The 18,863-nt window shown below is 36.4% G+C and carries 16 protein-coding genes; 6 read left to right on the forward strand and 10 right to left on the reverse strand.

The features are described from left to right. The 3 genes from pdhA to porV form a co-directional block, all read right to left on the reverse strand. The gene (gene pdhA, locus B5440_RS01630) at window positions 1-1,002 is read right to left on the reverse strand and encodes a pyruvate dehydrogenase (acetyl-transferring) E1 component subunit alpha (protein ID WP_070053757.1); all 1,002 of its coding nucleotides are present in this window, start codon (window positions 1,000-1,002) and stop codon (window positions 1-3) included. 108 nt (window positions 1,003-1,110) lie between these two features. Next, window positions 1,111-1,593, reverse strand: a complete 483-nt coding sequence (cdd, locus tag B5440_RS01635; protein ID WP_070053904.1) for a cytidine deaminase — start codon at window positions 1,591-1,593, stop codon at window positions 1,111-1,113. A gap of 81 nt (window positions 1,594-1,674) precedes the next feature. Beyond that, window positions 1,675-2,829 carry a type IX secretion system outer membrane channel protein PorV gene (gene porV, locus B5440_RS01640; protein WP_070053758.1) on the reverse strand — a complete coding sequence of 385 codons (1,155 nt, stop codon included), beginning with the start codon at window positions 2,827-2,829 and terminating at the stop codon, window positions 1,675-1,677. A 424-nt stretch (window positions 2,830-3,253) separates the two neighbouring features. Here porV and gldJ point away from each other — a divergent pair, with 424 nt between their 5' ends. Next, window positions 3,254-4,948, forward strand: coding sequence for a gliding motility lipoprotein GldJ (gldJ, locus tag B5440_RS01645; RefSeq protein WP_449415951.1), 1,695 nt, complete (start codon window positions 3,254-3,256; stop codon window positions 4,946-4,948). A gap of 115 nt (window positions 4,949-5,063) precedes the next feature. Beyond that, window positions 5,064-6,362 carry a UDP-N-acetylmuramoyl-tripeptide--D-alanyl-D-alanine ligase gene (locus tag B5440_RS01650; RefSeq protein ID WP_070053760.1) on the forward strand — a complete coding sequence of 433 codons (1,299 nt, stop codon included), beginning with the start codon at window positions 5,064-5,066 and terminating at the stop codon, window positions 6,360-6,362. Here B5440_RS01650 and B5440_RS01655 read toward each other — a convergent pair. The 4 genes from B5440_RS01655 to B5440_RS01670 all read right to left on the reverse strand — a co-directional run bounded on the left by B5440_RS01655 (window position 6,352) and on the right by B5440_RS01670 (window position 9,124). Further along, window positions 6,352-6,975, reverse strand: coding sequence for a DUF4403 family protein (locus B5440_RS01655; protein WP_070053905.1), 624 nt, complete (start codon window positions 6,973-6,975; stop codon window positions 6,352-6,354). The two genes, B5440_RS01650 and B5440_RS01655, sit on opposite strands and share 11 nt — an antisense overlap. Window positions 6,976-7,184: 209 nt before the next feature. Beyond that, a complete protein-coding gene (locus B5440_RS01660) occupies window positions 7,185-7,463 on the reverse strand; it encodes a hypothetical protein (RefSeq protein WP_141728119.1) in 279 nt (92 codons plus the stop codon). After that, window positions 7,426-7,716, reverse strand: coding sequence for a hypothetical protein (locus tag B5440_RS01665; RefSeq protein WP_070053762.1), 291 nt, complete (start codon window positions 7,714-7,716; stop codon window positions 7,426-7,428). Before B5440_RS01665 ends, B5440_RS01660 begins: the two co-directional genes overlap by 38 nt. A gap of 466 nt (window positions 7,717-8,182) precedes the next feature. Next, window positions 8,183-9,124 carry a bile acid:sodium symporter family protein gene (locus tag B5440_RS01670; RefSeq protein ID WP_070053763.1) on the reverse strand — a complete coding sequence of 314 codons (942 nt, stop codon included), beginning with the start codon at window positions 9,122-9,124 and terminating at the stop codon, window positions 8,183-8,185. A gap of 199 nt (window positions 9,125-9,323) precedes the next feature. Here B5440_RS01670 and galK point away from each other — a divergent pair, with 199 nt between their 5' ends. From galK to B5440_RS01690, 4 genes are all read left to right on the forward strand, one after another. Further along, a complete protein-coding gene (gene galK / locus B5440_RS01675) occupies window positions 9,324-10,484 on the forward strand; it encodes a galactokinase (RefSeq protein ID WP_070053764.1) in 1,161 nt (386 codons plus the stop codon). Window positions 10,485-10,560: 76 nt separating this feature from the next. Then, the gene (locus B5440_RS01680; RefSeq protein ID WP_070053765.1) at window positions 10,561-11,601 is read left to right on the forward strand and encodes a UDP-glucose--hexose-1-phosphate uridylyltransferase; all 1,041 of its coding nucleotides are present in this window, start codon (window positions 10,561-10,563) and stop codon (window positions 11,599-11,601) included. 153 nt (window positions 11,602-11,754) lie between these two features. Then, on the forward strand, window positions 11,755-12,306 hold the full coding sequence (locus B5440_RS01685) for a lipid-binding SYLF domain-containing protein (protein ID WP_232755993.1): 552 nt from the start codon (window positions 11,755-11,757) through the stop codon (window positions 12,304-12,306). A gap of 221 nt (window positions 12,307-12,527) precedes the next feature. Further along, complete coding sequence (locus B5440_RS01690) at window positions 12,528-13,769, forward strand: APC family permease (protein WP_070053766.1); 1,242 nt, start codon at window positions 12,528-12,530, stop codon at window positions 13,767-13,769. A 7-nt stretch (window positions 13,770-13,776) separates the two neighbouring features. Here the strand turns inward: B5440_RS01690 and B5440_RS01695 are convergent, their stop codons facing one another. The 3 genes from B5440_RS01695 to B5440_RS01705 all read right to left on the reverse strand — a co-directional run bounded on the left by B5440_RS01695 (window position 13,777) and on the right by B5440_RS01705 (window position 18,454). Beyond that, the gene (locus B5440_RS01695; protein WP_070053767.1) at window positions 13,777-14,496 is read right to left on the reverse strand and encodes a class I SAM-dependent methyltransferase; all 720 of its coding nucleotides are present in this window, start codon (window positions 14,494-14,496) and stop codon (window positions 13,777-13,779) included. A gap of 243 nt (window positions 14,497-14,739) precedes the next feature. Further along, on the reverse strand, window positions 14,740-17,724 hold the full coding sequence (locus tag B5440_RS01700; protein WP_070053768.1) for a histidine kinase: 2,985 nt from the start codon (window positions 17,722-17,724) through the stop codon (window positions 14,740-14,742). Then, window positions 17,702-18,454: a LytR/AlgR family response regulator transcription factor gene (locus B5440_RS01705; RefSeq protein ID WP_070053769.1), complete on the reverse strand. Its 753-nt coding sequence runs from the start codon at window positions 18,452-18,454 to the stop codon at window positions 17,702-17,704. The genes B5440_RS01700 and B5440_RS01705 overlap by 23 nt, the downstream gene beginning before the upstream one ends. Window positions 18,455-18,863 lie beyond the last annotated feature (409 nt).

The following is an 18,863-nucleotide window of genomic DNA, read 5'->3' on the forward strand; positions in this document are numbered from 1 at the left end:
TTACTGAGGTTTATGTGCTAAAAACGGATAATCTTTTTGTTCGTAAACAACATCATACATCACGTTCTTTTCTGGGAAATCTGACTCTTCGGCAAATTTCTCACATTCAGATACTTTATCCTTAACGCGTTTGTTGATCTCTTTTATTTCATCTTCTGAAGCATACTTTTTATCCTTAATTATCTTCAACACCTTAGTGATTGGATCTAATTCCTGATATTCTGCAACTTCATCTTTTGTTCTATATTTTTGTGCATCACTCATTGAATGACCTCTATAACGGTAAGTTTTCATTTCTAAAAATGTAGGACCGTCACCTTTTCTTGCTCTTTTAATCGCTTCGTCTAAAGCCTCTGCAACTTTGGTAGGATCCATCGCATCTACAGGACCACAAGGCATTTCGTAACCATTACCAAGTTTCCAGATATCTGTTCCTTTAGAGGTTCTGGCTACAGATGTTCCCATTGCATAACCGTTATTCTCTACACAAAATACCACCGGTAAATTCCATTTTACGGCCATATTTAAAGTCTCATGAAGAGAACCCTGTCTAGCAGCACCATCTCCTAAAAAGGTAAGGGTTACCGCTTCGCGCTTAAAGTATTTATCTGCAAACGCAAGCCCGGCACCAAGTGGAATTTGCCCACCTACAATACCGTGACCTCCATAAAAGTTATGTTCTTTAGAGAAAATATGCATAGAACCACCAAGACCCTGAGAAGTACCGGTCCCTTTACCATAAAGCTCTGCCATTACACGCTTAGGATCTACTCCCAAACCAATTGGCTGCACGTGGTTACGATAAGCGGTGATCATTTTATCCTTTTCCAGGTCCATCACATGAAGGGCTCCAGCCAGGATAGCTTCCTGCCCATTATACAAATGCAAAAAACCTCTTACTTTCTGCTGAATGTAAACTTGCGCAAGTTTGTCTTCAAATTTACGCCAAAACAGCATATCCTCGTACCACTTTAAATACGTGGCTTTTGTTACTTTCTTCATTTAACTTATTAATTTTAGGCCAGACAGATAGGGTTTGCCAAGCGGATAACAAAAATACTATTTTCAATAAGAATGGAAAACAGTTTTTAAGCAAAAATAACGAAAACGTTATAAGGCCGAATTATCGAATATTAAAGGTAGTAAATCTTTTATAGAATTTGCCTTCATCACCTTGCCGCTCTCTCCCATAAAATATACTGCAATTTCCGCTTCCTGCCTCACCTCATATTCCACTAATGCCTGCCTACAAGCACCGCAGGGCGGCACAGGAGCTTCAACCTTATGCTTCATAGATTTAGCAGAAATAGCAATATTTTCAATTTGCGATTCAGGATACCTGGCACCGGCGTAATAAATTGCGGTACGTTCTGCACACAATCCGGAAGGATAAGAAGCGTTTTCCTGGTTACTACCGGTAACAACCTCATTATTATCTAAGGCCAAAGCAGCACCAACTTTAAATTGAGAATAAGGCGCATATGCATTATCTCTTGCCAAAACTGCTTCTTTCATTAAATCCTGAATAGCCTCTGGAAGTTCTTCTACAGCATCATAAACCTCAAAATTAGAGGTAACTTTAAATGGTTTCATATAAAAAATATTGAAAGGGAAAGATAATAGAAACCTTTCAGGCAGCAAATATTAATTTAAAACAGTATTTCTCAAAAGAAATTAATAAACCGAGTATTGATCTCCAAAGTTAAATGTTAATCCAAAACGCAGGGTTCCTTCTAAAGGACTTGGTACCGGCGAGGTAGAAAATAAATAAGAGATATCTATATTTACCCGCTCATATTTAAAACCTGCTCCAAAAGAAACAAATCTCCTGGAACCTTTGGTAAGACTTTCGCTAAAATAACCGGCGCGAAATGCAAAAGCTTCGCGGTACATATATTCAGCTCCCAATGCCCAGGTTACCTCCCTAAGCTCTTCAATAAAACCGCCCGGCGCATCACCAAAAGATGTAAAAATTCCTTCTATGGCACCAATATCATTATATTCGGCATCATCTTCTGCATCAATATCACCATCATTATTGAAATCTTTAGGAGTCGGCACTAGTAATTTATTGAATTCAAGGTAAGCTCCTAAACGATTTTCAATATCGAAGATAAAATCAAAACCACCTCCTACTTTTAAATTAGTAGGAATAAAATTTTCCTGGCCGGCATCTTCATATTTCATCTTGGGGCCAATATTGGAAATATTAGCACCTGCTTTCCATACTCCATCAAAACCCGAATAAGTTAACTGATCACTGCGATAAAAAGCAGCAATATCTACCCCAAAGCTATTAGCCGCACCTAAATCTTCTTCATCCTGTAAACCAAGATCTGAGCGCAAATAACGCCCGGCGACTGCCATTGCGATATTTTCACTCAATTGTAAAGAATAAGAAAGATCAAAAGTAAGCTCATTAGGATTCACAACTAAAGGCGCCTGCTCTATAGTAGAACGCCTTTCTATACTTCCCAAACTAAAATATCTTAAGCTGGAAGCAAAAGCACTTCTATCACTTATTCGCTGGTAATAGCTAATATTTCCAAGAAATATATCGTTAACAATATCACTTAGATACGGCGTATACGAAAAGCCTATCCCATGCTCGCTGGAAGCAAAAGCATATTTTGCAGGATTCCACTGTTGGGAAAACACATCGGGGGAAGTAGCTACTCCCTGGTCACCCATTCCGGCTGCCCTGGCATCTGCTGCTACAAGTAAAAAAGGGACCGCAGTAGTAATAACCCTATCCCTTTCTTCCTGGGCATTCGTTTTAAACTGAGAGCCTAAAACAAACGCGAGCAATAATATTGTAATTTTTTTCATCATATTAATTAATGATTAACAAATATATACTAATAATCTTGTTAAGAAAAGACCTTAAGTTTTAAATTAATCTATTTGACAAAAAGGAAATACTTTTAGTTCCCATAATGACAAAAATAATTAGAGTAGGTCTATAACAACTGCGAAATGGCTAAAATATTGTATCTCCGGTATTTTAAGCACTTTTTTTAAGCATAGCAACCGTCAGTTAAATAAAAATCATTTAATTTTGCTGCTTTCCAGCCCAGGCTAAGATTAAATTAAAAGGGCTGGGAGATAAATTTTAAGCGTTCAATCTATCCTAAGCCCTAAGGTCATCAGGGTTTTAAAGAAAATTGAAACCTTGGAGACAACATAAAATAAACTTGTACTTTTAGCGTTAATTACTATATTGCAAAGCCTAATATTTCTACCAAAAGAGATGATGAATATGAGAATCAATATTGCTTTTAGAGCCTTTTTAACCCTCGTGCTTAGCGTTGGTTTACTAAGCTGTAATAATTCCCGAGATTATGATGATAGATCCAGGGCAACCGGATGGGACATTAATTCAGATGAAGGCGGATTTCAATACAACACAGATTATAAAGAACAGGAAGCTGGCCCCGGGCTGGTTTTTGTAGAGGGTGGAACCTTTACTATGGGACAGGTGCAGGATGATGTAATGCACGATTGGAATAATACTCCTACCCAACAACATGTTCAGTCCTTTTACATGGACGAAACCGAAGTTACCAATATGATGTATATGGAATACCTTGATTGGTTAAAAAAGGTTTTCCCTCCTACACAGGAAAACTTCCGAAATATATATAATGGTGCCGTGCCAGATACACTTGTTTGGAGAAACAGACTTGGGTATAATGAAACGATGGTAAACAACTATCTACGTCACCCCGCTTACGGAAACTATCCGGTAGTTGGTGTAAGCTGGATACAGGCAGTAGAATTCAGTAAATGGAGAACCGACAGGGTGAACGAACTTCTTTTAGAGGAAGGCGGTTACACTAAAGAAGGTGCACGTTTAACCGATGTACAGGCTGGAACCACTTTTAATACAGAAACCTACCTTAATGCGCCAAGTAAGGCCTATGGAGGGAATACTGAAATTAGCCAGGGTGGCGACGAGTCTCAGGATTTGATTGATAATCAAAACACTGATGCAGACGGGAATGCACTTGGAGGACAAACTTATGTTCAGCGTAAAGACGGAATTTTATTACCGGAATACCGTTTACCAACTGAAGCTGAATGGGAATACGCTGCATCTTCCTTAGTAGGAATTAGAGATTATAATGTTTACAGAGGAAGAAAAAAATATCCATGGGATGGTCAATACACCAGATCTGGTGATGTTAAAAAACAGGGAGACCAATTAGCTAACTTTAAGCAAAGTAACGGAGATTATGGAGGTATTGCAGGCTGGAGTGATGATGGTGCCGATATTACTGCTGAAGTAAAATCTTACGAACCTAACGATTTCGGACTTTATGATATGGCCGGAAACGTAGCAGAGTGGGTAGCTGATGTATACCGCCCAATAGTTGATGATGAATTTAATGACTTCAACTACTACAGAGGAAATGTCTACACCAAAAACGCTATTAACGAAGACGGAAGTGTAAAGGTAGTTGGAGTAGACGAAATTGAATTTGACACTTTAGCTACAGGAAGACTGGTTGCAAGATCCTACCCAGGTGATATTGCACAGGTTCCAGTTACCGAAGAAGATACTTATATGCGTACCAATTATACAGATAGTGATCAACGTAACTTTAGAGATGGAGACAAAAGCTCTAGCCGTTATTACAGATCCTACCAGGAAGCTGAAGATGATTCTCAACGTATGTACAACTCTCCAACTTATAATGTAGCTGGAGCTAAAGATAGCACAGGAGTAGCAAAACGTGGGTATGACACTGCAGACAGAACAACCCTTATTAGTGACGAGGTTAGAGTTTATAAAGGTGGTTCCTGGAGAGATCGCGCTTATTGGTTAGACCCGGCACAGCGTAGATATTTCCCACAGGATATGGCTACAGACTATATTGGATTTAGAAATGCCATGTCCAGAGTTGGTTCAAAATCTTTAGATGACAATAAGAAAGCAAGGAATTAGAAAATTCTAATCTTCTAAAAATTATGATAAAAGCCCTATTCGTTTAGGGCTTTTTTTATAGCTTTAATTTTAAAGACCTCTAACAAGTTAAATAAAGGCTTAGAAAAAGCGCAATATGAAAACAGCAATTATCCACCAAAGATTTCTGGTAAGCACCGGAATTTCTACCGATACCCGAAACATTAAACCCGGAAGCATTTTCTTCGCTTTAAAAGGAGCTAATTTTAATGGCAACCTATTTGCTGCACAGGCCATCGAAAAAGGAGCCATTTGCGCAATTGTAGACGACAGTGATGCCGCGCTCAACGACAAGGAATATATTGTAGTTAAGAACAGCTTGGAGGCACTTCAAAAGCTAGCTAAATTCCATAGAAAATTCCTTGGCATTCCAATAATTGGCATAACAGGTAGTAATGGAAAAACCACTACCAAGGAGCTAATCTACAACGTACTTTCCAAAAAATACACAGTGACCGCAACCCAGGGAAATCTCAACAATCATATTGGAGTACCCCTTAGTTTACTTGCGATGGACGAGGAGACTGAATTAGGATTAATTGAAATGGGAGCAAACCACCCCGGCGAAATTGAGTTCTTGTCTAATATAGTGATGCCAGATTATGGATTTATCACAAACTTCGGGAAAGCCCACCTGGAAGGATTCGGGAGTTTGGACGGAGTAATACAAGCAAAAACTGAATTATATAGACATTTAAAAGAAAATAAAAAGTTGATTTTTTTAAACCTGGACGACGAGGTACAAAGATTGGAAATAAACTATAAGCACAATTTCACTTTTGGGACCAATAGAAAAGCCCAGGTAAAAGTTATCTACCCGGAAACGTATAATGCAGCTGAAATCATCTTTAACGATACTACCTTTAAAAGCCAGTTAAGTGGTGCTTATAACTCTAAAAATATGGCTGCAGCGCTATGTATTGGGTTGTATTTTAAAGTTCCTGTAGATGAAATAAGAGAAGCTATAGAAAATTACATCCCTTCTAATAATCGTTCACAAATAATAGAACGCAATTCTAATAAAATTTACCTGGATGCCTACAATGCTAATCCCACAAGCATGATGGCCTCTTTACAGCATTTCAACAAAGTCAAAACCAATACTACTAAAATTGTAATTTTAGGAGATATGGGTGAGCTAGGCAATGCTTCAGAAACCGAACACCAAATAATTGTAAACTTTTTAGAAAATGCTGATATTTCTGAAATGTACCTGGTAGGAAAGCAGTTTAAAAAGACCACTACTAACAAGCCGAATATCATAAAATTTGAAACTACCGAGAATATTAAAAAGCATCTTCATCTGGCCGAATTAGAAAATTGCAGTATTCTAATTAAAGGTTCCAGGTCAATGGCTTTAGAGAAAATATTAGAGGTTTTTGAACCTAAAGTTTAATCTCTTTAATATCTACAAAACCATATGCACTAATTTCCAACAGAATTAACAACAAAGTATCTCCAGGAATAATTTCAGCCACCTTTAATATATTTACATTGCCAGAAAGAAAAACTCCCGGTGCAGCTTCCATTTCTTCACCAAGCTTTTCATTTACTTTAACCAGTTGTTCTTTAATGTGAGGTTTAAGGTCTAACCTCATCTTGTTTTTAATCTTTTTATAGATTAAAGTATTGGCCAGGGTTTCTAAAGAATTATCCATAAACCAGTTTTTACTCTGGCCTACCAGTTCGTAATCCTTAACATCTATTACCTGGTCTACTTCATCAAACCCCAGGCTAATATGCATTAACAGGTTAACCTCTTTATTCTTAAAAAGGGTGGTTAGGGTTTTCAATTTTAAATTAAGCGTAAGATCAAAATTTGGCTGTTGGCTTTTTCCTAAATTAGCGTCAAGTACTTCAACATAGTTTTTTACCGTGCCATTAGAGTCTTCCATTCCTATTTGCTCACCTACCAATTTCTTCTGAAGAACATCTTCCAAAACCCGATAATTAATTTTTACCGGTAAATTAAGTTTGATATTATCTTCTTCAAAAAGCTCGTTCATCATTAAAATTTTAAGTTGGTTAGTTTTAAACAACTTAAGTTTTTTCTTCCGAAAAAATCTGAAAACGCAGTTAAATAAAATTAAACTTTGGAGCTCAGAGAAAGAAATTCAAAATTTATCAAGCTGAAAACTTCAAATTCTAGTACAGATTTTCTCTGCCATAGAACCTGAAGCCTGCAGCAAACTACATCAAAAACTTTTTAAATTTCCTTTTAATCTAATTCAGAATCTATTTTAAAATTAAAATTACCGTTGCTCACTAGTTTTATAGAATTATCTATAGCATTATGAGCTCTAAAACCAAAAATTCCATTAACATAACTACCGTCATCCCTCAGGATTTGGATAAAAGGATGAATAGCTTGTGCCTGCCTGTTCTCCACAAACGAAAACCAGTCTCCAGATGGATCAACCACTCCGTACCTCATCCAACCTTTGTGAAGTCCGTTATTACTAAAAATAATAATTTCCTGGTCCCACGTAATCGCCAACAAAGATTTCCATAATTTCTCCGTTAGTGTTTCCTGCTTTTATCAGAAGGTCTATTCCCCCATAATCATTTAAATGTTTTTTACAGGAAACAATTCCCACTACGCGATCTACCATAAACTCTTCGCCATCAATCTGTGCACTCAAGAATTCTTCCTCTTGCGCATTTCCTACGGCATCATCATCACTACATCCTACTAAAAGGCATATTATCAGTAAACAGGGGGCTACGAAGAATCTAGAAAAACTTTTCATAACAAAGAACGTTTAATGATTAATAATCAATTAGTTAAAAGTAAAAAACACTTTCCTAACAGGTCAGGGGATTTTCACCCTATTTTGTTGATTTTCAGTTCATTACAATTTTTTAACTAATTAATTATATGATTCTTTTAATATTTCTCGCATGTTGAAAATTAGTGGTGTTTATTTAATTATTTAGAAAAGTAGCATTTGAATTCTCCCATTGTCCTAGAAGTCTTTCTGTTTTCCTGCTTAATAGATTCAAAAAAATATCGGAAAAATAAAAACTGACAATCAACAGGTTAACGCAAGTCTTACGGGAATCCGTAAAATTACGCGTAACAAAAGTTTTAAATTTGTACATATAGACGCAAATAGATCTGTATTTGCACTTATTTAATTTGGCAATTAAATATGCCGGCTACAATGAGAGACTAGATTGAGTAGGGTCTGTTTAGTTTTTTCGTAGCCGGTATTTTTATTTCAGCTTTCTATCAGCCTTCTTTCCAAAATAATTTTTCAAAATCCACCCACCTACAAAAGTTGTAATTAGGGAAAAACTGCTATAAAGAATAGCTACCAGACTAATATCCTTGTCTTTTAAAACCTGGTTAGCGATAAAGAGTGCGAGTACACTATTTTGCAATCCCATTTCAATAGCAATGGTGTAAGCCGAACTGTGTTTCAGTTTTAGGCGCCTACTAACAAGATAACCAACAATTATGGTTGCGTAATTCAGAATTATTAAAGGTATAAAAAGATTAAGGTGCTCAAAGTATTTTACATTTTGTTGAGATTCATCAAAAAAGATAACCACAATAAAAGCCAGCAACATAATACCGGGTAAAATATATTGCAAAGCCTTGTGAAGTTTATCCCCGAATTTATATCCAAAAAATTCATTTAGTAATATTCCTGCAACCACGGGTAGGATCACGGTAAATAAAACATCACTCATGGTTTCTCCAAAGGTGAGACTAAATGATTGCTCCTCTTTCCCAAAAACCATAAAACTAAATTGAACCACCAGAGGAATACTAAATAGAATAATAAAACTATTGAAAGCAGTTAAGGAAACCGAAAGCGCCACCCTACCTCTCAGCATTTTAGTCACAAGGTTGGAAGCGGTTCCCCCGGGACAGGCGGCAAGCAACATAACCCCAATTTTATAGACGGGGTCTATTGGCCAGAAATAAATTAATAGAAAAGCTATAATAGGCAACAAAAAAAGTTGGGAGGCAAGACCGGTGATAATGGCGCGCGGATGAGTAAAAACCCTTCTAAAGTTACTAAAATTAAGCTCCAGGCCTATCCCAAACATAATTAGGGCGATAGACAGAGGCATAAAAATATTGGCAAATTGCTGCATATTATTTAAAAGAAATCCAAGATAATATTTTTTAGAGAAAACGAATTCCACTCCTAATTTTTAACTCAATTAACTAAGGAAATATAAATTTCCGGATCTTCTCTTTCGAAATTTTAGCGCTAGCAGAATCTTCATATTTAACAACTAAAAAGACTATTCAAATGCCACTGAAATGTGAGAAATTAGAAAAAATTAATTAACGTAAAATATACATTTATTATCTTTGGAATTCTCCTAAATAAAATTGCATTTGAAAACAGCAGAAAATTATAGCAAGCTACCTGATGATTTTAAAAGTTTTGAGGCGGAAGTTAAAGTAGCTTCTCCCGGAAGAATAAACTTAATTGGCGAACATACAGATTACAACAATGGTTTTGTAATGCCGGCAGCCATAGACAAGAAAATTCATTTTAAATTCAGGAGGAACAACACTAAAAATTTAGGCCGAATTTATAGCGAAACCTTTAATGCTTATGTAGAGTTTAATCTTCAGAAAGTAACTAAAAGCACCAATTCCTGGGAAAATTATTTGTTAGGGGTTATTGATGAAATACAGAAGTTAGGTAAACAACTACAGGGCTTTGACTGTATTATGAAAAGTGAACTGCCTATTGGAGCAGGGATTAGTTCTTCTGCAGCGCTGGAATGCGGTTTTGCCGGAGGTTTAAATTCATTATTTAATTTAGATCTGGCAGAAATGGAGATCGTAAAACTTTCCCAGCGGGCAGAAAATAATTTTGTTGGCAGCAATTGCGGAATTATGGATCAGTTTGCTTCAGTAATGAGTAAAAAAGATCATTTTATAAAGCTAGATTGCGAGTCGCTGGAAGCAACTTTTATTCCGGCTAAAATTCAACATTGCAAATTATTGCTTTTAAACACTAATGTGGCTCATAACCTGGCCGATAGTGAATACAACACCAGGCGGCAGGAATGCGAAAATGCGGTGGCAGTTATTCAGCAAAAATATACAGCAGTAAAATCACTAAGGCAGGTCACTTTCAAAATACTGGAAGAATTCAAGAAAGAAATTGGCGCTGCAGGCTTCAAGCGATGCCTGTATGTACTGGAAGAAAATGAACGCGTGCACAAAACCGAAAAAGCTTTACGCAATGGAGACCTGGAAACCATTGGAAAGTTGATGTACGCCTCACATAGAGGTTTGCAGCACCAGTATGAGGTGAGCTGCCCCGAACTGGATTTCCTCGTAGATTTTTCAGAAGAAAAACCTTTTATTTACGGCTCCAGAATGATGGGCGGTGGTTTTGGGGGCTGCACTATTAACTTAATAGAAGCCGATAAAATTGATGCTTATTTTGAAGAAGTAAAAAAGGTTTATCAGGAAAAATTCGATATCACACCAACTGCAATAACAGTGGTTCCAGATGAAGGAACTCAAATTACTCGATAATCGAAAATAAATTATAATCAAATAATGCCTCTTGACCTTGCTTTGAGGTAATTTTCTAAGCTTTAAAAGAAATATCTTGGACACCGAAATAAACAAACATCCACATAGACGATATAATATTTTAACCGGGGAATGGATCCTGGTTTCACCACATCGCACCAAAAGACCCTGGCAGGGAAAAACCGAAAAGAATAATGTAGAAAAACGGGAAACATACGATCCCTCCTGTTATCTATGTCCTGGAAATTCCCGGGCCGGTGGAGAAACCAATCCCGATTATAAAAGCGCTTATTCCTTTGAAAATGATTTCCCATCTCTGCTGCCCGAAGCTCCTTTAGAAGATTTTGAAAACGGACTCCTAAAGGCAGAAGCTGAAACAGGAATTTGCAAAGTAGTTTGTTTTTCACCAGACCACTCTGTCACCCTTCCGCTAATGGAGAAAAATGATATTACTGAAGTTGTAAAACTTTGGAAAAAAGAATACCGGGAATTAGGCAGTAAGGAGGATATAAATTATGTGCAGATCTTTGAAAATAAGGGTGCAATAATGGGTTGCAGCAATCCACATCCTCACGGGCAGATCTGGTCGCAAAAATCTATCCCAACAGAAATTTTAAAAAAATCGAAACATTTTAAAGAATATTGGAATAAAAATAAAAGCAGCTTGTTGGGTGAGTATTTAAAGCAGGAATTAGAACTAAATGAACGCATTTTAGCGCAAAATGAGCATTTTGTAGCTTTGATTCCCTATTGGGCCGTTTGGCCTTACGAAGCCATGATTATTCCGAAAAAACATTATCACCACATTGGTCAATTAAATTCTGAAGAAGAAAAAGCTTTCGCTGAAATTATTAAAAAGCTTACTATAAAATACGATAATCTTTTTGAAACATCTTTCCCCTATTCTTCCGGAATTCATCAAATTCCCACCGATGGCAAAGAGTATCCCGAATGGCATTTTCATATGAGTTTTTATCCGCCGCTTTTAAGATCGGCTACGGTTAAGAAATATATGGTGGGATACGAAATGTTTGCTGCCCCCCAACGCGACATTACCGCAGAACAAGCTGCAAACAATTTAAATGAACTTTCTAACATTCATTATTTAAATCATTAAATTACAGGTGTTTTATTACCTATAACCAAAAACAAATTAGTTTACTCCAGTTAACATTCTTTCACATTAGACTTTAAGAAATTCCCAAATAACGTCGAATTAACAGCCTAATCTTTAAGCACTTGTTATTTTAGTGATTAACCAAAAAATAGAATGATGATGAAAAAATGGAATGAATTTTTAGGAAAAACAGGTATTTTGATGCTTTTTGTAGCCATTACTAGTTGTGGCCCAGGAAATATGGGCGATGGTGATACTTTAAGGCAAGATGCGACTGAAGCTAAGCAGGCAATGACTCAAGCTGATGATAATCTACAGGAATTATTCCACAATTCTGTGGGATATGCAATCTTCCCTAACGTAGGTAAAGGTGCATACATTATTGGTGGTGCTTCAGGTAACGGTATAGTTTATGAAGATGGCGCTATGATTGGTTATGCAGATCTTAAACAAGTTGATATAGGACTTCAGGCAGGCGGAAAGGCTTACAGAGAAGTGCTATTTTTCCAAACTCAGGAAGCGCTTGATGATTTTAAAGACGGAGAGTATGAACTATCAGCAAATGCCTCTGCCGTTATTGTAGAAAGAGGTAAATCTAAAACTATCAAGTTTCAGGACGGTGTTGGTGTAGCTACTATGCCAAAAGCCGGAGCGATGGCAGGAGTATCTGTTGGCGGACAAAGCTTTCAGTTTACCGAGCAATAAGATTAAAAAAATAGATTTTAAAAGCCGGCCAAACAGCCGGCTTTTTTATGCTTTAGATCAATATGAGAAGTCGTGAGAAAAAAATTAAATAGTATTCAACTTACAGAAAACTATTGATCATTTATACCCCTGATGCAGGTATGCAGTTTTGACTTTTCATTTAGAAAAATTTAATTTAAAGTTCTTAGTTTGAGCATCTTTAATTGAACCAACCACAGATTATGGGAAAAGAGAAACTTAAGAGATCATTAGGCTTTTGGGATATTTTAATGTTTGGAGTAGGAGGCATTGTAGGTGCCGGAATTTATGCAATAATAGGTCAGGCAGCGGGACTTAGTGGAAACATGCTATGGGCCAGCTTTGCCATTGCTGCCGCAGTAGCCTTACTTACCGGGCTTTCTTATGCAGAATTTGTGAGCCGGTTCCCCGATGCCGGTGGGAGTTTTGAATATATAAAACGGGGAATGAATGAAAAAACCGCTTTAGTGATGGCTATTTTTATAGCTTTTACCGGGATTGTTGCCCCGGCAGCTATTGCGATAAGTTTTGCTGAATACCTAAGCAGGCTTGTGGAAATACCCAATTGGATTAGTGTGATTGCCATCGTAATTGCTATGGCAACCTTTAATATTATAGGCTCTAAAATAAGTTCTTATTTTAATAAGTTTGCCACGGTGATAACCTTATTAGGCCTGGCTCTGGTTATTGCCTTTTGCATTCCAGATTGGGGACAAGTGGCTTATTTTGAAATGGGAGATGAAGGCTTCGCGGGAATTTTGGCAGGCTCTGCCCTGATCTTTTTCAGTTATGTAGGCTTTGAAGACCTGGTAAAAATGGCAGAAGAAACGAAAGAACCTAAAAAGGTACTTCCAAAAGGAGTGCTTTTTAGCGGGATTATTGTATTTCTATTGTATGTGATGATTGCCATAAGTGCGGTAAGTACCTTTAGTGCAGGAGAATTAGCCAAGAAGGATGGTCCTCTGGCTGCAATTATAGAATCACAATGGGGACCGATTGGCGGTACTGTACTGGTAATTGTAGCTCTTTTTGCCACCAGTAAAACCATATTGAGTAATATTTTAGGAACTTCCAGGTTGTTATACGATGTAGCCCGTGATAGTGAAATTTCGTGGCTTAAAAAATTCACCACCCTATCTGGGATGGGAGAAAAGACTCCTAATTACGCTATTATAGCGATCGCCATAGTTACTATAGCATTTGGACTTATAGGAAATTTGAAGATAGTTGCTTCCATAAGTAATATTTTTGTATTCGGACTTTTTGGAATGGTGAATGTTGCACTCTTACAATATCGTAAAAACCATAAAGGGAAAGAGGAAGAAGGCATATTTAAGATTCCGCTGAATATCAATAACATCCCGATTCCTACCGTTATTGCGCTAATAAGTATTCTTATATTATTTGGTTTTAATATCTACAACCTGTTGCAAGGGAATGCTTAAATAAATTCTATTCCTTTATAAAGACCATACAATGCTGCCAGGGTAGATTGTCGATATTTTCCTGGAGCACAAACCCGTTTGCCCTAAACTCCTTTACGGCCTGGGCTTCTGTCATTTTATGAAGTTTTTTAATAGGAATAGAAGTATCTTCACCGCGGTATTCAATTAGGAATATTTTTCCGTCTGGCCGCAAAGCTTTATGCATAGAAGTGAGCATTTCTATCGGAAAACTGAATTCGTGGTAAACGTCTACCATCAAAATCTTATCTACCGAATTTTCAGGAAGGTTAACCGATTTCTCTGTTCCTTTTACGACTTTAATATGGTCAATTCTCTCTTTCTTTTTCCGATCACGAATGGCTTGCAACATTTCAGGTTGAATATCTACGGCGTAGATCAATCCCTCGCGGGCTTGCGACACCATTTTAAACACGTGGTAACCAGAGCCGGCACCAATATCGGCGATAGTATCGCCCGGAGCAATATTTATATTTTTAATAAGCCTGCTGGTATTTTCTTCCTTTTCTCGATCGGGACGTTCCAGCCAATTTATACCCTGGTAACCCATCACGTGAGAAATCTCACGTCCTTTATAAAATTTCCCAATCCCATCAATACTACCCTCTTGAAAGGTGTAATTTTCATTGGTATTATTGGTTTGTCCTTTGCACTGAAAAAAGCATAAAAAGAGAATTGTAATAGAAATCGCGGAAATATAATTTTTCATGATATTTAATTGAATATCATAAAATTAAGGAAATAAATACTTAGAAGAAATATTTAAAAAAGATTAGAGAAGTGACCTCTAATGTAGCTTCAAAAAATAGTACGACCCTACTCATAATATTTACTTTGAAGGCCACCCCAATTAAGGTGTAGCTGCCACTTGCTCTAATTTAATGTAAAACTAATGATTATGTTAAAGCAATGCACGGTTGTTTAGTAAACGTATGGAATCTTAAAGTTATCGTTATACTTCAAGTTTAATGGATACAGAAGTCCCTTTATTTTTAGTAGAAATTATTTCAACTGCTTCTCCAACATTGTAACCCAGCAATGCTAATCGCTCATTTACCAGGGAAACTCCCTTAGATTCGTGGAGTTTATTAGATGAATTTTCAGAAAATCCAATCCCATTGTCTTCTATTTTGCATTGCAAAACAGCTTCTGAAAGCATCTTAAAAGAAACTTTTAAGGTTGGATTGTTTACACCCGGTGGAAAAGCGTGAACAAAAACATTTTCTACGAAAGTTTGTAATAACATAGTAGGAATTTCTACCGCGTGAGGATCAATTAAAGGAGCCGTCTCAAATATTACCTTAATTCGATTACTAAATCGCGTGTTTTCAACCCGAATATAGGATTGCAGATATTCAATTTCCTCACTCAATAAAATTGTTGGTTTGGTACAGTGATAAAGGTTTAACCTGATCAATTTTGAAAAATCTCCTAAAAAAATTGTAGCCTTATCTATATCACTATCCATAATATAATATTGGATAGAATTCATCGCGTTAAAGATAAAATGCGGGTTCATTTGCGCCAGTAAAGCTTCCATCTTGGTTTCTTCAAAACGCTTTTGGATCAAGCCTTTTTGTGCTTCAAACTTTCTGGCTTGCCTTATTTGAAATTTATAAAAGCTATAAACTATCGTCGCTATAATACTTATGATAAGTAAGGCGAACCACCAGGTTTTCCAAAATGGCGGAAGCACAGTTAAATCTAGTAAGGCCTGGGAATAACTTAAACCTGTACTTTCATCTAATGCCTTTACCTCTATCTCATAATTATCTGTTGGTAGCGAAGGCAGGAAAATTTCTGACCTGGAAGATGAAAGACACCAGGGTTCATCCTCATTTAACCGGTATTGATATTTTAATTTATTCGGATAAGGGTGCGCGTTTGTGCTAAATTTAAGCAACACTGTATTTTCATTGTACTTTAATTTTAGCTTATCTCTTTCAGAAGATGATCGCAGAGAAAATTTATTATTATTGATGAAAATTTCTTTTAGTTCTATCTGTTCTACCCGAGTTGTTGAATCCTTTACGGCTTCAAGATCTATATTATAAAACCCATTTTTACTTCCTATAGATAAGGTGTTTTGAGTTACATCGGCACTCAATAAAGGTTGCTCCAGGCCCTGTTCTTTATCTAAAAATATATATCGCCCGTTTTTGTAGAGCGTCAACCCTTTTTCTGTTCCAATAACTAAAGTTTCCTGGTAATTCTTTAAAAAAGAAATAGAGTTTCCCTGGATTTTCGCCCTTGGAATTTTCTTATGAATTTTGAATGATTCATCGTCATTAACGATAAACACGTCCCCAAACTCATTTGAAATCGCGAGATCTTTCCCTAAAACTGTAATGTGCTTTAATTTTTTTTCCCTCCAGATTCCGTTTTCCAAATAGGATTTAAAACGATTGTTCTCCCAAACATAAAGACCGGAAAAAACAGACAAAAAATAAGTTTTATTTCCCCTCTGCAAACTACTTACCACCATAGTAGGGGTTTGAGCGTTGTCCTTTTCAAAGTGGGTATATTTAAAAAGGTCCAGGTCTCTATAAACTCTAACGCCACCGTAAGGATTAGTTTCTATAAGATTCCCCGTTTTTGTAAAATTGATTTCCTCTGAATGCAAGGGTAAATAACGGTTCAATTGCCCGGAATCTTTTACGGCAAACACTCCAATATTGGTATTTATCCAAAAGATATCCTTAGAAACTTTTATATCATAAAAATCGATATCCGCAGCCTTAGTAGAGTAATCCAGCTCGTAGAAATCATCTTTATGTTTAGGCAAAGGCAAGTCGGTATTCAATACATATTTTTCCTGCCAGTTTTTAAGTTGAGATAAAGTAATCTTTTGCTCATTTCCAGCTCTTTTGAAAACGATGCCATCGTTGAATAACACTGCGGAAGTTTTTTCTGTTCTCGCAAACCCAATAATATCCTTACCCGGTAGCTCATGAATTTTAATCTGGGGATTTAAAGCGATTTCAAATAATCCGGCATCCCGGGTTCCTGCATATAATTTTTCGAATTTTGAATCATAAGCCAGGGATATTACTTCCCGGCTGGATATATTAAATTCGGAAGCCCTGGATATTAATCGCTCCTCAACCAGTTCATAAATTCCTCCGTTAGTATCGTATATCCCCCAGGCCGCAGCAAAAATTCTATGATCATCTGTTTTCAAATAATCCCAGATAATGGAAGTTCCGCGTTTTTCTAAAGGAATAGAATCCTTTTCACTCAAGTAATCGGGGAGATGACTTTTTGTAAAAAAACCTTTATTACTGCTGTAAATATTGTCATTATCTGGGAAGACAGAATAAATGTATTTATGATCATTTACTTTAACCAAAGCGGTCTGCTCCTCCTCATTTAGAATCCTGAAGATTCCTGATCTATACGTGACCACGTAGATTTGATTTTGGTATTCAAAAAAATCCTGAACCCTAAAAAGTTCCTTCCCTGTAGGAGTCTTTAAAGAATTTACTTTGAAGGTATTAACGTTTATCAGAGAAACCCCATCACTGGTTCCCACATACATATAATTACCGGAAGTAAACAGTTTGGTTATCTGGTTGTGAACCAATCCATCCTTTTCTGAAAGGATTTTGAATTTATACCCATCATACACACTAACCCCTTCACCATAGCTACCAAACCATAATTTGCCGTTTTTGTCTTCTGCAATCGCCCAACAGCTATTTTGAGCTAAACCATCTTCTTCAAAGAAATATTGAAATTCGTCATTTTCCTTTTTAACTACACCATTTTCAGTACCAATCCATAAACTATTGTTGCTATCAACCAATATGGATCTAACCGAGTTATTTGGTAAATCTTTGGCTGCAGTATAATTTTTAGTGGGATAATTTTGAGAGAAGGCGAAACTAAACCATAAAAATACTAAGAGGAATAGTTTAGTGGTTTTGTAAAATGGCATTGATAAACTCTTCTTCTTTTCGAAAGGAAACAGGAAGTTTCTCTCCGTTGGTTAATTCAATTTCCTTGTTTGCCTTATGGTATCTAACTACGTAATTTAAATTGATGACGTAGCTTTTATGAATTCTTTTAAAAGTAGTTGCCGGAAGTATTTCTTCAACAAATTTTAAGGTTTTTGAAGCTGTTCTTGTAGAGCCTTCAATTTTTTTAATGCTACAGTAGTTACTTTCTGCCTTACAAAATAGTATTTGATTGGTATGGATTAGTTCGAACCCATCAAGGGTAGGAAAAGCAATTTTACTTACGTTCTGGTCATTTACATTCAGATTTTCTAATAGCAAAGACAATTTTCTTTGGGCAAAATTCCTTTCATTTTTCTTTTCAAACTTTTTTACGGCTTCAGCTAGATCTAAATGATTAATTGGCTTCAATAAATAATCTAGCGCGCTACGCTTAATTGCTTTAATGCCAAATTTATCGTGTGCAGTGGTGAAAATGACTTCAAAATTTATCACCTCAAAATGCTTGAAAAGTTCAAAACCATTCTTTTCTGGCATTTGAATATCTAAAAAAACCAGGTCGGGTTCATATTTTCTGATGGCAAGCACACCGGTATCTACCGAAATACTTTTTTCAACAATATTAAATTTATTTGGAAAATACCTGTCCAGGGTTTTCTCCAGTAAACTTTGCGCATTTATTTCGTCGTCAATAATAACTGCCTTTATCATATACCAAAATTACAATTAAATTATGAGTTGTTTGGAAGCTGAATTAGACGACAAAGAACAATTATATAAGCTATTTAAACCGTTATAATCATCTTTTAGATTATTCTCTATATAGAGTTATTTTTCAAAGTCACTAGATTAGGAAAAATCGAAGATTTCTAGAAATCTATTATTAACCTTGAGATTAAAGCTCATTAGAATAAAGAGGATATTCTAAAAGTTTAGCAAAGACAAGGCTTCACAGAAATGTGAAGCCTTGTCTTTGCTAGTAACGGGAACTGGAAACTTATACCTCAGAATCAATTTTGCACCCTTATGATAACCAATTTAGTACATTTTAGAAAATCGCCAAAATGAGCCGAATTTGAGCCAGTGCATTCTTTCTTAAGGCTGACTATCAAAGGGCTAA

Source organism: Salegentibacter salarius (assembly GCF_900168265.1).
Lineage (GTDB): Bacteria > Bacteroidota > Bacteroidia > Flavobacteriales > Flavobacteriaceae > Salegentibacter > Salegentibacter salarius.

Bases quoted from the DNA above. Each gene is read 5' to 3' on its own strand.
- pdhA (WP_070053757.1), bottom strand. From the start codon at position 1,002: ATGAAGAAAGTAACAAAAGCCACGTATTTAAAGTGGTACGAGGATATG.
- cdd (WP_070053904.1), bottom strand. From the start codon at position 1,593: ATGAAACCATTTAAAGTTACCTCTAATTTTGAGGTTTATGATGCTGTA.
- porV (WP_070053758.1), bottom strand. From the start codon at position 2,829: ATGAAAAAAATTACAATATTATTGCTCGCGTTTGTTTTAGGCTCTCAG.
- gldJ (WP_449415951.1), top strand. From the start codon at position 3,254: ATGAATATGAGAATCAATATTGCTTTTAGAGCCTTTTTAACCCTCGTG.
- B5440_RS01650 (WP_070053760.1), top strand. From the start codon at position 5,064: ATGAAAACAGCAATTATCCACCAAAGATTTCTGGTAAGCACCGGAATT.
- B5440_RS01655 (WP_070053905.1), bottom strand. From the start codon at position 6,975: ATGATGAACGAGCTTTTTGAAGAAGATAATATCAAACTTAATTTACCG.
- B5440_RS01665 (WP_070053762.1), bottom strand. From the start codon at position 7,716: ATGAAAAGTTTTTCTAGATTCTTCGTAGCCCCCTGTTTACTGATAATA.
- B5440_RS01685 (WP_232755993.1), top strand. From the start codon at position 11,755: ATGATGATGAAAAAATGGAATGAATTTTTAGGAAAAACAGGTATTTTG.
- B5440_RS01690 (WP_070053766.1), top strand. From the start codon at position 12,528: ATGGGAAAAGAGAAACTTAAGAGATCATTAGGCTTTTGGGATATTTTA.
- B5440_RS01695 (WP_070053767.1), bottom strand. From the start codon at position 14,496: ATGAAAAATTATATTTCCGCGATTTCTATTACAATTCTCTTTTTATGC.
- B5440_RS01700 (WP_070053768.1), bottom strand. From the start codon at position 17,724: ATGCCATTTTACAAAACCACTAAACTATTCCTCTTAGTATTTTTATGG.
- B5440_RS01705 (WP_070053769.1), bottom strand. From the start codon at position 18,454: ATGATAAAGGCAGTTATTATTGACGACGAAATAAATGCGCAAAGTTTA.